General features: G+C 66.6%; 6 protein-coding genes. 4 read left to right on the top strand and 2 right to left on the bottom strand.

From position 1 onward, the window contains the following. A partial coding sequence (locus CDV49_RS20515; protein WP_179209227.1) for a hypothetical protein occupies positions 1-537 on the top strand: 537 nt, incomplete at its 5' end. Positions 538-667: 130 nt separating this feature from the next. Here the strand turns inward: CDV49_RS20515 and CDV49_RS14285 are convergent. Beyond that, complete coding sequence (locus tag CDV49_RS14285) at positions 668-4,387, bottom strand: AAA family ATPase (RefSeq protein ID WP_088216090.1); 3,720 nt, start codon at positions 4,385-4,387, stop codon at positions 668-670. A gap of 17 nt (positions 4,388-4,404) precedes the next feature. Next, positions 4,405-5,625, bottom strand: coding sequence for an exonuclease SbcCD subunit D (locus CDV49_RS14280; RefSeq protein WP_088216089.1), 1,221 nt, complete (start codon positions 5,623-5,625; stop codon positions 4,405-4,407). Between the two features lie 98 nt (positions 5,626-5,723). On the opposite strand from CDV49_RS14280, the gene CDV49_RS14275 reads away from it, so the two are divergent. The 3 genes from CDV49_RS14275 (at position 5,724) to CDV49_RS14260 (ending at position 16,237) form a co-directional block, all read left to right on the top strand. After that, positions 5,724-6,605: a WYL domain-containing protein gene (locus tag CDV49_RS14275; RefSeq protein ID WP_088216088.1), complete on the top strand. Its 882-nt coding sequence runs from the start codon at positions 5,724-5,726 to the stop codon at positions 6,603-6,605. Positions 6,606-7,121: 516 nt separating this feature from the next. Then, a complete protein-coding gene (locus CDV49_RS14265) occupies positions 7,122-10,253 on the top strand; it encodes an STY4851/ECs_5259 family protein (RefSeq protein WP_088216086.1) in 3,132 nt (1,043 codons plus the stop codon). Further along, a complete protein-coding gene (locus CDV49_RS14260; protein WP_088216085.1) occupies positions 10,250-16,237 on the top strand; it encodes a DEAD/DEAH box helicase in 5,988 nt (1,995 codons plus the stop codon). The genes CDV49_RS14265 and CDV49_RS14260 overlap by 4 nt, the downstream gene beginning before the upstream one ends. Positions 16,238-16,241 lie beyond the last annotated feature (4 nt).

Raw genomic sequence — 16,241 nt, 5'->3', positions numbered from 1 at the left:
TTAGCGCAACAACGCCATGCCGAACAGGAACGCGACCGCGTCCTGACCGAAGCCAAGCTGGAGGCAACCCGGATGGAGGAAGCGACCCTCGCCCGTCAGGAGGCCGATGCCGCACTTCATGATCTCCGCGGGGAGAGCCTTGCCGAGGAAGCGAAGCTGGCAGGTTTGGTTGCCGATGTGGAACAGGCCGAGCTGCGTCTTGCTGCGGCCATCGAAGGGGCGGACGCGGTCGCACTTGGTGTCGGGCTTGTGGCGACCGGCGCGCTGCACATTGACCTTGAAAAGGGCAAGCAGCCGAAACTGGTCTGGGGCGAAGGCGCACCGTGGGCACCTTCGGCCCGCATCGGCCTGCTGGAGGCGATCAGGCCCGCCGAGCCGATCCTTTTGCGCATCGCCCGGGCGGTGACGGAAATTGTGCGGTCGGTCCTGAAACGCGAACGGCGCAAACTGGCAGAGGATGCGGCTTTCGTTATGGGTCTCAACGACGACTGGACGGAGGAGCAGCGTGCCCGCTTGGGGCGGATCTCGGAGGGGTGAAGTCGGCTATCCGGTCAAGGCGACATGTGATTCGATGTCGGGTGGAGGCTTTGGCAGTCGGGCGCCTGAATGCGGATGATGGATCGTCATGCATGGCATCTCAGGTGTGCCCTGCAGGTCATTGAACGAACTAAACCCGTTGACCGACCTCGACCACACTTTTGCCCCCGCCCTGCTTGCGCACAGAGATGCGCACGGGGATGCGGTCCTTCATGGCCTCGACATGGCTGATGACGCCGACCTGTCGGCCCTGCGATTGCAGGGTCTCCAGCGCGTCGATGGCGAGATCGAGACTGGTCGCATCGAGTGATCCAAAGCCCTCATCGATGAAGAGGGTTGCGGCGAGGCCGCCTTTGCCGCCCATCCGGGACAGGGCGAGGGCGAGGGCCAGCGAGACAAGGAAACGCTCGCCCCCCGACAGGCTGCGGGTAGCGCGCGGCTCGTCCGCCATGTCGCGATCCTCGACCTGAAGCGCCAGATCGGCGGCGCGGCGCAGGCGGTAGCGCGGGTTCAGATCGGTCAGATGGTGATTGGCGTGTCCGACCAGAACATCCAGCGTGATGGATTGCGCGATCCGGGTGAAGCGGTCGCCATTGCGCGATCCGGCGGCAAGGTTGACCGCCGCCCAGACATCCAGCTCGGTGCGGGCGGTGGCGATTTCGGCCTCTAGCCCGGCGAGGCCGGCACGGGTCTGCGCATCGCGCTGGACCTCGGCCGCGATGGCGCCCATGCGATGCGCGCGGGCGGTCGCAAGTGCATCAATTTCCGCGAGTTTTTCAGCGATCGCTTCGGCGGGATCCTCCGGCAGGCCAGCCGCAAGGGCCGCCGCATGGTCTTGCCTGCGCGAAGTCAGGGTGGCGCGGGCCGAGGTGACGGCGTCATCAAACGCACGCATCTTGGTGCGCAGGGCCTCAATGGCCTCTGGTGTCACCGCGAACAGGGCGTCGAGATCGGCAGCGGTCAGGTCACTTGTCACCAGTGCCGTGTCCAGCTTGGCCATCGCGCCGGCACGGGCCTGTTCGGATTGGGCCTGTTCCGCCAGCGCGCCCTCCACGCGGGCGGTTGCCGCCGCGGCTTCTGTCTGCGCGGTGGTCAGCGCTGCGCTGGCAAGGTCAAACGCGGCCAATGCCGCCTTGCGCGCCTCGTTATGGCGGGTGCGGTGGGGGGCGGTCGCCTCGCCGTCCAAAAGGCCCGCGCGTTCGGCTTGCAGCCCGAGGAGCGTCGCCTTGCGGGCCTCGGCCTGCGCTGCGGCGGTCGCGGCTAGCTTGGCTGCTCCTTCGGCCTGACTTGCAGCCGTGGCGATGCGGGGGACGAGGGTGGCCAGTGCCGCGCTGCTCTGATCGCGGGCTGCGCGCAGCCGGATGACCCCTGCAACCCGTGCGGCAAGGCGGTCGGAAAGGGCGAGGTCCCCCAGCGCGCCCGTCTCATCCAGCGCGGTCAGGACGGGGGTGAGGGCGGCCTCCAGCCGGGCGGCTTGTGCCCCGGCGGTCGTGGCATCATGCGTTGCAAGGGTCTCGGCATTCCGGGCCGCGGCCTGTGCGGCTGTCAGGGTTTCACGGCTTGTGACATGCGCGTTCAAGGCATTGCGCAACTTCTCGCGCTGTGCCGTCAGATCGCTCAACGCCTGCCGCATCCGTGCCAGTTCGCTTTGCGCGTCGGCCTCGGTTTTCTGGCGGTGTGCCGCGTCGGCTGCCAGCGCGGGCAGAGGCGCAGCCTGTGTCGGATCGTCAGGCAGGGCGGGGCAATCGGGCAGGTCGCGCGCGCGCAGGCTGGCATCGCGCCAAAGCTTCCGTGCCGCGTCGGTCTTTTCCCCGGCGCGGGCGCCGTCGGTTCCGGCCTGTTTGGCCTGCTCGGTTGCACGATCCTGTTGCCGCAGCGCCTCGGCCAGTTGCGACCGGGCGGAATTGGACGCCACCCGAGCGGCGGCAAGATCAGTGCGCAGGCTTGCGGCAAGTGCCGCCAACGCAGCATCGGCATGGGTCGGATGGTCGGTCGCGCCACAGACCGGGCAGGGGGTGTCCGGCTCCAGCCGCAGCCGCAGGGCCTGCGCCGCGTCGGATGCCGCAAGATCGGCCCGTTCCACCGGGGCGGTCAGGGCTGCGACCTGTGCCTCGGCCCGGGCCAGATCGTCGGTTGCGCGGGCGGCCTCGCCCTGCGCCGTGGCCAGCAGGGTTGTGGCGGCCTCTCCGCTCGCCTTGGCGCTTGCAAGGTCGGCGCTGGCCGCTGCGTGATCGGCCCCGGCGCGGATCATATCGGCCAGAGCCGAGGACAGCGCAGCGAGATCCCCGGCGCGGCGGGCGGGGTGGGCGGCGTCTTCCGCGCTGATGGCTGTGGCAAGCTCAGCCGATTGCCGGTCCAGATCGGCTTCGGCAGTCCGGTCGGTCTGGTCCTGCGCGGCCAGCGTTGCCAGATCTTGCGCCAGCCCGGCCAGCGTTTCCGTGTGCCTGGCGGCTTCGCCTGCGGCTGCGGTCTGTGCCGCTTTGGCCGTCGCATGATCCTCGATCTGGGCGCGGACCTGCCCCCAGATGTCGGCGAGGGCCGCATCTGCCGAAAGGCGGGCGAGGGCCGCCTCCGTCTCGGTCAGGGTGGTGCGGTGACGGGCTTCCTCCGCTTGCAAGGCGTCCAGTGCAATATGCAGGCCTGTGGTGTCCTGCGCGGCTTGGGCGGCCTGACCTTCGGCCTGTGCGGCTTCGGTCGCGGCGGACAGGATCTGCTGATCCAGCGCCGCCGCCTGATCCCAGATCGGCCCGAAGGCTTTGAACTCTGCCTCACGGGCGGCGCGGGTGGCATCGGCCAGATCGGATTGCTGCTTTGCCGCCGCCGTTCTTGCCACCGCTTCCGAGGCCAGAGTGCGGCTCGCCTCCACCGCGACGGTCGCAACGGAAAGCCGGGTGGCAGAGGTCTGGACCGCCAGCCACGGCGCCCGCAAAGGGGCGGCACGGTCGAGGCGCAGCAGTTGTGCACGCTCGGGCGCGGCCGCGGTGTGATCGGCGATGGTTTCCGCCTCGGCCGCCTCGGCCAGCGTGAGGTGCCGCAGGGCTGCGGTGTGGCGAGTATGGAGGTCAAGCTGCGTTTGCAAGGCCCTGGCGGCGGCGATGCCGCTCTCATGGGCCTCGGTCAGCTCCACGCTCTCCGCCTCCATCGCGGTGCGCTCCTCGTCCGAAAGCAGCCGGTAGCCCGACCGGCTTTGGATCAGCGCATCATGGGCCCGCCGCGCCGTGTCATGCCGGTCATAGATGCGGATCGAGACATCGCGGTAAAGCCCGGTGCCGGTGACCTTTTCCAGAAGGCCCGCGCGGTCGTTGGTATCGGCGCGCAGAAAGGCGTCGAAATCGCCCTGCGCCAAAAGAACCGTGCGGCGGAATTCCTCGTAGGAGAACCCCGTCTGGGTCACGATCATCTCGTTGACGGCCGAAAGCTGGCTGGCCAGAACCTTGCCGTCAGCGGCGCTGGACAGCGAGCGCGAGACGTTCTGCAAACGCCCATCGGCCTTGTCGCGCGCGCGCCGCGCCTGCCAGCGGGCGATGTAATCCTGTCCGTTCCGGGCGGTAAAGCGGACCTCGGCCCAGCCCTGTGCCGCACCGCGACGCAGGATGGCGCGGGAATCGCGGGCCTTGATCGTGTCGCCGGACGGGTCTGGCACCTCATCCGTTGCCGCCCCGCCCGCAAGGCGCGGCGCGTCGCCGTAAAGCGCCAGACACATCGCATCGAGGATCGAGGATTTGCCCGCCCCGGTCTCGCCCGTGATGGCAAAGAGGCCCGCGCCCTCCAGCGGTTCAGCGGTGAAATCCACCGTGAAAGCCTCGGCGAGGCTCGCGATATTCTGGCCGGAGATGGAGAGGATGCGCATTTCGGGGAACTCCGGGATCAGACTTCAGACAGGGCATCGCGGAAGGCGGCCAGATGGGCGCTGCCCGGATCCTGCCCATGCGCTTGCCGGAAGGCGGCGATGAACAGATCCTCGGGCGTGGTGTCGGCAAGGCTTGGGGGTGGGGCCTCCGGGGTGGCGGCGCTCTCTGGCCGGATGATCGAGAGCCCGGCAAGACGCAGGGCCAGGGCCTCGATCAGCGCCTCCGCCTCGGCCCGGATCTGCGTCACCGGGCGGTCGGCAAGGATCGAGAGGTAGACGAAGGGCTGTGCGTTGCGCGGCGTCTCGGGCGAAAGGTTCAGGGCCGCCACCGCGGCCACGACCTCGGCCAAGGGTGCCGCGCCGCGCGCAGGCAGGCGGTGCATGGCGACAGGGCGCGGCAGGGAAATGTGGCGGGGCGCGATGCCCTCGTCCAGATCCAGAAGCGTGACGCCGTGGTCATAGGCGATCTCGGCCGCAGACAGCGGGAAGGGAGAGCCGGAGTAGCGCACCCGCCCGCCATCGAGCGATTGCGGTCGATGCAAATGGCCGAGTGCCACATAGCATAGCGCGGGCGGAAAGATGTCGGGCGGCACCGCATGCTCGCCACCGATCAGGATACGGCGCTCGGCCCCCTCGGATTCGAGGCCTCCGGCGCAGGTCAGGTGCCCCATGGCGAGAAGGGGAAGGCCGTTCGTGCGGGCAACCGCCGCCTCGGACATCGCCAGATGCAGGGCGCGGGCAGCGGCAGTGACGGCTGGCTCGGCTCCGCCCGAGGCGCCCAGTTGCAGGCCCGGCAGATCGCTCGCGCGCAGGAAAGGCACGGACAGAACATGGGCGCGGAGCGTTCCATTGCTGTCGCGCAAGCCGATCAGGTGGCGGTCCATATCGACGCCGCCCGGCCCCTGCCGCAAGGTGCCGATCACATGCACGCCAAGCGCAGCCAGCACCGCCTCGGGCGCCTCAAGCCTCTGGGCCGGATCGTGGTTGCCCGATGTCATCACGATCTGCAGGCGGGGATTGGCGCGGTGAAATCCGGCAATGGCCTCGTAAAGCAGGCGTTGCGCCTCGCCCGAGGGGTTGATGCCATCAAAGACATCCCCGGCGATCAAAAGCGCGTCGATTCGCTGGGTCACGATCAGCTCGCGCAGATGGTCCAGAAAGGCGCGGTGTTCATGTTCTCTCGTCCAGCCGTTCAGGGTCTGACCGATATGCCAGTCGGCAGTGTGCAAAATCCGCATGGGGGCCTCGACCTGATTGACAGCTGGGGTATAGTGTGGATAAAAGATATACGGACAGTTTAACAATGTCCACATACTTTATATGCTGGTGGTGCGTAATGCTGAAATGGGGTGTCGAGCGGCGGCTGGAGTTCATCGAATTCCGCCTGTTCTGGGAAGGGGGTGTCAACCGATCCGACCTGATCGACACCTTTGGGGTATCGGTGCCGCAGGCCTCCAAGGATCTGACGCAATATCAGGACCATGCGCCTCAGAACGCCATCTATGACAAGCGTGCACGTCGTTATGTGGCGGGGCCGGAGTTTCGGCCTGTGTTCCTTGACCCCGATCCCGACGCCTACCTCATGCGCCTGCGAACGCTGGCGGAGGGTCTGGTCGAGGCCGGGTCCAGCTGGCTCTCTGCGCCGCCCGAGATGGATATTGCCCTGACGCCGCGCCGCAAGGTGGACGCGGGCGTGCTGCGCGCCATTCTTGCGGCCATCCGCGAGGGGCAATCGCTGGATGTCCGTTATCAGTCGATGAGCCGCGACCGTCCGGACCCGGGCTGGCGCAGGATCACACCCCACGCCTTTGGCCATGACGGGTTCCGCTGGCACGTCCGCGGCTGGTGCCACGAGATCGGGCGGTTCAAGGATTTCCTGCTGCCGCGGATTCTCGAGATCGGCGCAGCCTGCGCGCCCGGTGCCCAAGGAGCGCATGATCGCCTGTGGCATGAGACCTTCGATATCATCCTGGTCCCGCACCCCGCACTGTCGCCGGGGCAGCAGGCCGTGGTGGCAAAGGATTACGATATGGCGGATGGGCGGTCGGTGCTGACCGTCCGATATGCGATGCTGTTCTATGTGATGCGCCGCCTGGGGCTGTTGGATGATGCAAAGGGCCGCGATCCCCGCACACAGCATATCGTCGCCGCCAATGCCCCTGAACTCGCCGCAGCACTTGCGCGGGCGCAGCATGAATTCGATGGCGCGGGTATCTGAGGATGGTGGCGTCGCAGAGATACCGAACGTCCTTCCGTCTTGGCGGCTTGATGCTGAGCGAGTGCCTAGTGATCGCTCAAAACGATCGCGCGGGTGAGCCATGGGGGGGGCTGCGCGTGATCGGCTGGTGCAAAACGGTGGCTCTGCACTGCCGAAACCTGCTTCACAGGTGCATCTTGTCACAACCCGGGATGGCGGGAATAGTCAGGGGCGGCGGGAACGCCTTTTTGGCGTCGCAGAGGTCCGATCCGGGACAGGGGGGATTTAATTTGGGGCTTGATGGCACCGGCGGTATTCATGCGCGTGACACCACCACCGAGACCGGCCGGACATTCAAGCCGGATCCTAGGCTGGATACATTCCTGCGAAAACCGCGCAATCCCAAGGGGTTCTTTTGGGACTAGTATATGCGGGATCATCGAATGATCCGCAGTTTCCATTCCAGCTGCGAAAAGTATTGCCGATGATCGGGCGCTGCGGGTGGTCAGAGGGAATTTTGAATTCGAGGTTTTGTCGATGAATGTTGTGCAGTGCATCCTTGCGCGTAATGGGCTGCAACATCCCGATGCCCGCCCGCTTTACGCCTACAACATCACCGAGGCCGAGCGTGAGGATTTGCGCGTTTTCCTCGGTCCGCGCATCGGCGCAGTCGCGCAATCCATATCGACCGCGCAGGGGTTTGCGCTTTGGGCGTCAGAGCATATCCGGACCGGCTTTCGCGGCGGTCAGCTGACCTGGGAGTTTGTGTTCGAGGGGCTTTCTCTCGCGTATGACCGCCCGGTCGCAATCGCTTTGACAAGCCGTGGACTCGACGCCTGGGGCCGAGCGCTGCGCCGCAGCGATCTTGGGCACAGGGAATTTCTCTATTCCCTTCTTGCCGAAGGGGGATTGCCCGATCTCGCCCTTGCGAATGCGCCGCGCTATCGCGGGGCTCTGCTGGGGCTGGTGGCCGCGATCGAGGGTGAGGGCCCTCTTGGTGCGTCTATTGCGGATACAATCGCGCTGAGGCTGGTCGAGGGCCTGCCCCAGGTTTTGCGAACGAGTGAACAGGCCCGCCTTATGGCCGAACTCGCGCTGGCGATTGTTGCGGCGAGGAATATCCTGCCCGCCGATCTGCCTGTCGAGGCGGCTGAGGGCTGGCTTGATGCCCATCGCCCGGCTTGGCGGCAGACCCTGCCCTTGCGCCTGTCGCCAGAGGCGTTCGAGGCCTTGGTGCGCCCGGCACTGCTGAGCGAGCGGCAAGATCAAAGGTCGGACCCGGTCCTTGTGCGCAGGCAGTTGCGCAGAAAGGCCGACGGTTCCTGGCAGGGTGTTGCGGAAATCCCCGAGCGGGCACGCCTGCCAAATGCACACCTGCCGGCTGTCGACCGCAATCTGCGTTTGCGGCTGACCGATGACGCGGGCGCAGGCTTCCTTGCCGTGCCGGTCGACGGGGGCTGGGAACTGGTTCGAAACGCCGGTCGAGACGCGCTGCTTTTGCCGCTCGCCCCGCATGAGCCGGTTTTCCTGAATGCCTATGCCGATGGGCGGTTCCTTGCGCGGGTGCTGGTCGACGCCGGACAGCCAGCGCCGGATGAAGCGCTCTCGCTCTGGCGGGCAGAGGCGAGTGATGCCGTGGATCCGGACGTGCTGGTGCCGCTTTCAGGCCGTGGGCAAACACGGGCGGACCGGGTTTTTGTGCTGGCACCGGCCGGGGTGACACCGTCGACCGCCGATAAGCTGCATTTCTCCGAAGATGCGGCGGGGCCGGGGGGCGTGATCTGGGCGGTTTCCGGCCGCGGGACCGCGCATTTCGGCGCGCATGATATTTCTATTGCCACTGGCGCGGAAAAAGATGCGCCTGGCGTCGGGCTTGTGGTGCTCGGGGTGCCGTTCTCTGGTTTCACGGTTGAGGGCGGGCTTGCGGCGTTTCTTGGACAACCTGTGGTGCTCGGGGCCGAGGGGGATGCGCCGATGCGGCCTCTTGGCAAGCAGCTGCGCACCAGATCCGTGCCGGGCGTGCTTGGCGGCCATGTTGCCGAATGGTGCGATGCAGGGGTCGTTCTGGCCAGAACCCGCTACGTGGTCCTGCCCGAAGCGATGAGGTTGGAGCTGCGCGAGATCGCCGACGGTCAGCTTGCGCTTCGGGCCTCGGGTCTGCCGCAAGGCCTGCATCTGCATCTGTGGGCAGGTGCGCAGCGGCAGGCGGTGGCGGTCGGCGCCGAGGGGCGCGCCGGGATCCAGCTCGGCGCAGAGGGGCAACCCGGCACGGTCGGCCTGCGCCTGACAGACCCGATCCGTGCCGAAAGCCTGACCATGACCGGGCTTTGGCCGTCGCGTACGGCCCGGATCATCAGCGCCAAGGGCGAGCGGGTCTGCGCCAATCAGCCCCTGTCGCGGCGCGGCCTGGTTGGTTGGCGCGGCGTTGTGCCTGCTACGGGCGAGGGGGCGGTCCTGATGCGGATGGCGCGCAGCGGAACGCAGGTGGCCATTTCAGCCGCGGGGGAGGTTCCGCTTGCACAGTTCGGGTCGGTTCTTGATCAGGCGCTGGCTCTGCAGGGCGCAGATGGCAAGGTGAATTTGCGGCTGGTCGGCGGTGGGCAAGAGACCCCCCGCCTGGAGATCGGTCGACATGACTGGAGCGTCGAACCGGCGGATGCGCTTTGGAACCTCGGGGCTGGCGTCACCAGACTGGCCGCTGTCTGTCTGGGCGATCCGGCGCGAAAGGCGACCAGACAGGCCGAGGGCCTTGTGAACCCGGCGGAGTGGCTGGGTGAGGAAGAGGGGATCTGGTTTGTCCAGGGGCTTTCGGAGACACGCGGTGTCATGCGGCCGCTGGCGTGGTCTGCGCAGCCCATCGCCCGATCGACCCGGGCGATGCGGGTGCAGACCTATGTCGAGGAATGGCAGCATCTGCTCTCTGCGCCTGCTGATCTGGGCTGGGACCGGATCTGGAGCCTGATCCTCGCCGTTCGTGAGGGTGGGGATGCCTCTTCCCTGGATCAGGTCCAGGCCCTTGCCGAGGTTCCAGCCGCCGCGGCCGCTCTGGTCTTGCGGGTCGGTCGGGCAGACCGGGCGGCAGCGCTCGAGATCGAAACCGAAAGCCCGATCTGGTGGCCCCTTGTGCCCTGCACCGCCTGGACAGAGGCATTGGTCTCGGTGCGCGATGGCTTTCGCGCGCGGCTTCGCTCTGCCAGCATTCCCGAGGCCGAGATCACGGCCCTGGTTGCCGATCGCCTGGCCCGGACGATCGGAGAAATCATCGCTTTGCGGCCCGAACTCTCGGCCCATCTGGGCCAGGCGCTCGCGAGGGCGGGGGAACGTCCGTTGGCGGTCACATCCACCGGCGCAATCGTCCCACTGGCGCGACCCAGTGCCGGCCGAACGCTTGCAGCCGCGGCCCAGGAGGCCCTGCGCCGTGCGCTGAGCTTGCCTGATGGGGTTGCGGGCGTCGCGGCTGTGGAATTGAGCGTTTCCTTGCCGGTGAGCGAGGACTTTCGCCCGCTTCTGCACGCGCCCCTTGTGGCGGCCGAAGTGGCGACCGGCTTGCGACCCAAGTCCGACGCCCGCGAACATCTTCAGTTGATCGCCCTGCGCGCCGCCGATCCGATCTGGTTCGACATTGCTTTGCCTGCCGCCGTATCCCTTGCCCTGGAGCTTGCTCGATGAATGCTTCGAATTCCAACCTGCTGCCCGCAATCGGCCATCTGGCGCAGCGTTCGGCGCGGGGCATGGTTGCGCGATCGCGGCTGGCGTCGATGGGGCTGAACGCATTGCTTTTGCGCGTCCTGTCCGCGCCGCCCGGGGCACCCACGGCGCTGATCGCCGATCCGGTGATCGAGGCCGCGAAATCCTGGCGTCTGGCACATGAGACGATGGGGGATCTGGCCGGCGGGATCCTGACTGCCGATCTGGTCAATGCGCTTGACCGTGCCCCGGGCAATAGGATGGCGCGTGACAGTCAACCGCGCCAGCACCAGCTTGAGGCGTGGCGTGCCAGCTTGGAGGGCGACAAGTCGGTTTTGGTCACGGCGGGCACCGGGGCCGGCAAGACCGAGTGTTTCTTGATCCCGATCCTGCAGGACATCCTTGCAAACCCAAGGCCGGGCGGCGGCGTGCGGGCAATATTGCTCTATCCGCTGAACGCCCTGATCGAGAGCCAGCGCGAGCGTCTGGCAGCCTGGGCGGTCGGACTTGGCGGCAAGGTCCGCTTCGCGCTGCTGAACGGTGACACGCCCGAGACCGAGCGCGAGGCCGCGATCAAATCGGACCGGGTCGAGCTGCGCTCTCGCGCAAGGATCCGGGAATGTCCGCCCGAAATTCTGGTGACCAATATCACCATGCTTGAGTATTTGTTGCTGCGAACGAAGGATCAACCCTTGCTTGAGGCGAGCCAGGGGGCGTTGCGTTGGATCGTTCTCGATGAGGCGCATAGCTATATCGGCAGCCAGGCCGCTGAAATGGCGCTGCTGTTGCGCCGCGTGCGGGCCGGGTTTGGTGTCGCCTCGGAGGACGTTCGGCTGATGGCGACCTCCGCGACGATTGGCGGCGAGGCGGATGCGCCTGCAAAGCTGCGCGCCTATGCAGCGGCGCTTGCCGGGCAGAATAAGGTGCGGATCGCTGTCATCGAGGGCAAAGAAGATGCGCCGGTCCTACCGAAGCCGGGCGCTGACACCCCGCTGGATGCCGACGTGCTGGCCCGGATGACCCCCGAAGCCGCCGGAGCCGTTCTGGCGCCCCATCCCCGGGTACAAAATCTTTGGCATGAGATGGCGACAGAGGGGCTGACTCTTTCGCGGGTTGCAATGGTTCTGTCCGGGGACCCGACAAAACGGGCAGCGGCGGCGAGGATGCTTGACCTTCTGGGCCGCGCAACCCGTCAGGGGCGACGCCTGTTGCCGTGGCGCGGACATCTCTTCCACCGCGCTCAGGGCGGGATCTGGGCCTGTCCCGACGCGGCTTGCGGCTGTCGTCAACCCGAGCTTGCGGCGGATGGAGCGGGTTGGCCGTTCGGCGCGGTCTGGTTCTCGGCACGGCCGCGCTGTGACTGTGGTGCGCCGGTCTATGAAGTCGTCTCCTGCTCCGATTGTGGTCAGGTGTTCCTGCAGGGAGTGTTCCATGGCGGAGCGGAACCCAGGCTGGAACCGCCAGAACCGGGTGAGGGGGATGACTACGCCCTTGATGCCGAACCCGATGAGGGTGAGGTGATGGCTGCGGAGACGGGCAAAGCCTGGCTGATGCCGGGCGAGGATGTCTGGCTTGCCGATGATACCCGCATCTTTGACAATGCCGCACCCGAGGGCATTCGGGCGCGCAGGGTTCAGATTGTCTACGATCCGTCCGACCGCAAATGCTGCGACCGGGACGGATCGGCCCGGTTGATGGGGCTGCGTTTCGGCCCGGCCTTCCTGATGGGGAATGCCCTTGGCGGGCTGATGGACGATATCGTGCCGCCGGACGGGGCGCCCGGATTGCCTGCAGGAGGGCGGCGGGCGCTGACATTCACGGACAGCCGCCAGGGCGTCGCCCGTCTTGCCGCGAAACTTCAGCAAGATGCCGAGCGCGGTCTGACCCGCGCCTTCCTGTGGCACCGCGTGCAGGAAGGTGCCATTGGCGATCCGGCGCAGATCGCCAAGCTGCAAGACGATGTGGCAAAGCTGCGGGCCGTCGGTCTCGATGACATGGCCGAGGACAAAGAGCGCGAGCTTGCAAAGCTGACCGGCGCGTCATCCGCGCCTGTCGCCTGGCGCGATCTGGTGCAGCGTCTGGCCGGGCATGTCGATTTGACAGACCACGCGGGCGACATCTGGCGCAGTCGCCGCATTGGCAAGGAAATGGCCGACGATCCCTTGAAGCTGTCGGAGGCATTCCTGTTCCGAGAGCTGTTCCGGCGGCCGAGGGTGCAGAACAACCCTGAAACGATGGGCCTCGTGCGTCTGGTCTTTCCGGCGATGGCAGAGAGAGCGCGGCTTGCTGGGCCGCCAGCACCGCTCGCGCAGGCGGGGGTCGACGCCGAGGGTTGGGCGGCACTGGCGCATCTGGCGGTGGATATGGTGTTCCGCCAGTCGCTCGCGGTCGAGATCCCGCGTGAAATGGTCCCGCTTGTTGCGCCGCGCTACGGGCTGCTCAATACCATTCACCCGGCGGACGCCCCGCCCGAGCAGTTGGCCGAGCGGTCGCGTCGCTGGCCGGGACCGAGAAGCAAACGCAACAAACTCGTCAAGCTGGTCTATGCGCTGACCGGCGGCAGCCCCGATTCCGCCTTGGATCAAGACCGCACGGGCGAGGTTCTGGCCGCGCTCTGGTCGCTGATCTGTGGCGGGGCGGCGCGCGACATCGGGCAGGGTGCCTGGCGCCTGGACTTCGGGCGCGCGGCGGTCGAGAGGCTGGACCGGGCCTGGCTTTGCCCGGTGACGCGTCGCCCCTACGGCTGGTCGGTCGCGGGACGCAGCCCGAACGATGCGACGCAGACCATGGTCGAGCTGAGCTTTCCGCGACTGCCCGTAGTCAATGCCGGCGGCCTGACCCCCGAGCAGCGCGCGCAAGCCGCTCTTTGGGCCGAGACCAACCCCGAGGTTGCGGCCTTGCGCGCACGGGGGCTGTGGACCGACATGCATGACAGGCTGGCCGCCTTCCCGCCCTATATCCGGGCGCAGGAACATTCTGCCCAGATCCAACGCCCGACGCTCAAGCGCTATGAGGAAAAGTTCCGCGAGGGGAAGATCAATCTTCTCAACTGCTCGACCACGATGGAGATGGGCGTCGATATCGCGGATGTGCGGCTGGTCGTGAACTCGAACGTGCCACCTGCGCTTTCCAACTACCGCCAGCGCTCCGGGCGGGCAGGGCGGCGGGGCGAGCCATGGGCTTTCACCCTGACCTTCTGCCGCGATCTGCCGCTCGATCACCGGGTATTCGATAACCCTTCGGTCTTTCTGCGCAGGCCCATCGTCGCGCCGAAAGTGTGGTTCGACAGCCCGTCTCTGGTGCAGCGTCACGTCAATGCGGCGCTTTTGGCGGCCTGGCTTTCCGAAAACGGCGGGCAGGATGTGCGGGGCAGCATCGGGGCCTTCCTGGGGGCGGGTCAGACCGCAAACGAGGCGGTTTTGCCCGGTGCCTTGGCCGATGCCTTCCTGATCGCGCTGGATGGCGACGGGGGCGTGGCGCAGCGCCCGCGCATTGCCCCCCTGGTCACAGGCACATGCCTTGCCGCGCGTGATCCGCAATCCCTTATCGTGCAATGCCATTCCGAGTTCGCGCTGCTGGTCCAGCGCTGGCGGGCCGAGCACGGTATCTTGCTGGAGGGGGCGCTGGCGGCGCCCGACAAGGATGCGCGGAAGGCGATCGAGCTGCGCGCGCAGCGACTGGCCGGTGAGTTCTTTTTGGGCGAGCTTGCGCGTCGCGGTTTCACGCCCGCCTACGGCTTCCCGACCGATGTGGTCAGCTTTGCCAATATCTCTGAGCGGCAGGTGGATGACGTTGGCGGGGAAAGCTATTTCAGGCGTGGCACGGCCTCGCGGCCGCTGGATCAGGCGATCCGCGAATATGCGCCCGGTGCGGAACTGGTGATCGACGGACTTGTCCATCAGTCCGAGGGCATCTTGCCCGCCTGGGAAGCGGGCACGGATGCCTCGGGGCTTGAGGATCTGCGCACGCTCTGGTCGTGCCATTCCTGTCATTCGTTTGGGTTGGACAATACTGATCCGTCTGTTTGTCCGAATTGCGGCCATACGCAACTGACCTTCCGAAAGGTGCTGCGGCCCGCTGGGTTCCTTGGAGGCAAACCCGCCCATGTCGGCTACGAAAACCTTGTCCATGTCGAGACCGATCCGTTGCGGCTTTCGGCCCATGGCGGCGACTGGGTCGCTCTGGGCGACGGCGTTGGTCGGATGCGCTGTGATCCTGCGGGGCTGGTGGCGCCATCGGTTGCCGGCCCGCTGGGCGGCGGCTTTGCGATCTGCCTCGATTGCGGGCGCGCCGAGGCCGAGGCGCGACCTCAGCCGGGGATCTACACCGTGTTGTCGAAAACCATGCGCTTTCACCGGCCGCTTATGCGGGGGCGTCATCTGAAGCTGACCCAGGACGGTTATTGCCCATCTGCGAATACGCCCGGCCGGATCCAGCAAAATATCCACCTTGCCCAGATCACGAGAACCGACATCTGGGAGTGGCAGTTGCCCTTGGGCGCCACGGCTGGCGGGGCCATGGCCCTGGCCGCCGCGCTGCGTGAGGCGCTTGCCGAACGACTTGGCGTAGAGCCGGATGAGATCGGTCCCGCAACCGACCGTTCGACCGGGCCGGCACAGGAGGTGCGCCTGTCGTTGTTTCTCTACGATCGTGCGGCCGGTGGGGCAGGTCTCGTCGCCCGTATGGCCGAGCCTTCGATGCTCGAGGCCTGTCTGGACCGTGCCGTGTCGCAGCTTGATTGCCCCGATGGCTGTCGCAAAGGGTGCCCGTCGTGCATCCTGCGCCCGGATCTCAACCGGCGTGACCTTGTTCTTGATCGGCCCGGCGCGCTGGAACTGGGTCAAGAGCTGCACCGCCGCCTGGCGCTCGACCCAAGCGAGCAGGTCTTTGGCCCGGCAACAAGGCTGGCTGGTCGAAGCGCTGTCGATCTGCTGGCCGAGCGGGCGCAATCCGGCCGTCTGAAATCGCTGGACATCTGGCTGCATGGCGACCCCGCGGCCTGGGATCTTGGCGGATGGCGTCTGCGTCGCGTGCTTGACCGCGCGGTGGTAGCCGGCGTGCGGGCGCGTCTCCATTTGTCCAACGAGGCACTGACCGGCGCGGGTTTCGACCTTTCTTGCAAACTCGGGGTTTTTGCCCTGTCCGCGGTGGCGGATCTGCATCGGGCAGATATATCCCCGATGGCTGCGGGTGCCCGTGTCATTGCCGGTTTCGATTGCGGGAACGGCGGCGAGGCGCTTGCGGTTCTGGACCCGACCGAAGCTCTGCCCGGCACAGAGTGGGGCAGTGGTGCCATCGCCCCGGTGATCACCGGCCCCGCGCCAGAGCTTGCAATCGGGGCAAGGCTATCTGCACTGAGGCTGGTCGAGCTTGGGGTTGGCAATGCCCATCTTTTGAATGTCGGCAACGAGATGGACGGGCCCGTGGCGGGTTTCGGACAGCGGTTCTGGAAATGGCTGGCGGCAAAAGCGCCGCTGGAGATCACCGCGATGCGATCGGTCGGCGTTCGGAGCCTGATCTATAGCGACCGCTATCTCCTCACCCCCTTCACGCTGCGGTTGCTGTCAGAGGTGCTGAAGTCGTCGCCGGGCGCAGCAGGCGCGCGCAAGGAAATCTCGCTGGCCTTTGCGGACAGGGCGCGCGACGAGCCGCGGCTTCTGCATGATGCATTCCCCTCCGATGCGGTGCGCTGTGACGTTATGCGGCAATTGGCCCCCGGCTCTGTCGTCACCCTGCAATCAAAGTCCAGAATGGCGCATGGCAGAAGCCTTGCGATCATTCTGGAAGATGGGCGGCAATTGACCATCCATCTTGATCAGGGCTTTGCGGGGTGGCGGGTCAGTGGTGTGCATCGCCATGATTTCACGGCTTCAGACGCCGTTCAGGCGCGGGCGATTTCGGCGACGGTCTTTGATATCAACGGCGATGGCATGGTTGGGGCGCCAATTGCCATAAGGAGGACATAATTCC

This window comes from Haematobacter genomosp. 1, assembly GCF_002196855.1.
Lineage (GTDB): Bacteria > Pseudomonadota > Alphaproteobacteria > Rhodobacterales > Rhodobacteraceae > Haematobacter.
This window is presented reverse-complemented; position numbering and strand designations above follow the sequence as displayed.

Bases quoted from the DNA above. Each gene is read 5' to 3' on its own strand.
- CDV49_RS14285 (WP_088216090.1), bottom strand. From the start codon at position 4,387: ATGCGCATCCTCTCCATCTCCGGCCAGAATATCGCGAGCCTCGCCGAG.
- CDV49_RS14275 (WP_088216088.1), top strand. From the start codon at position 5,724: ATGCTGAAATGGGGTGTCGAGCGGCGGCTGGAGTTCATCGAATTCCGC.
- CDV49_RS14260 (WP_088216085.1), top strand. From the start codon at position 10,250: ATGAATGCTTCGAATTCCAACCTGCTGCCCGCAATCGGCCATCTGGCG.
- CDV49_RS14265 (WP_088216086.1), top strand. From the start codon at position 7,122: ATGAATGTTGTGCAGTGCATCCTTGCGCGTAATGGGCTGCAACATCCC.
- CDV49_RS14280 (WP_088216089.1), bottom strand. From the start codon at position 5,625: ATGCGGATTTTGCACACTGCCGACTGGCATATCGGTCAGACCCTGAAC.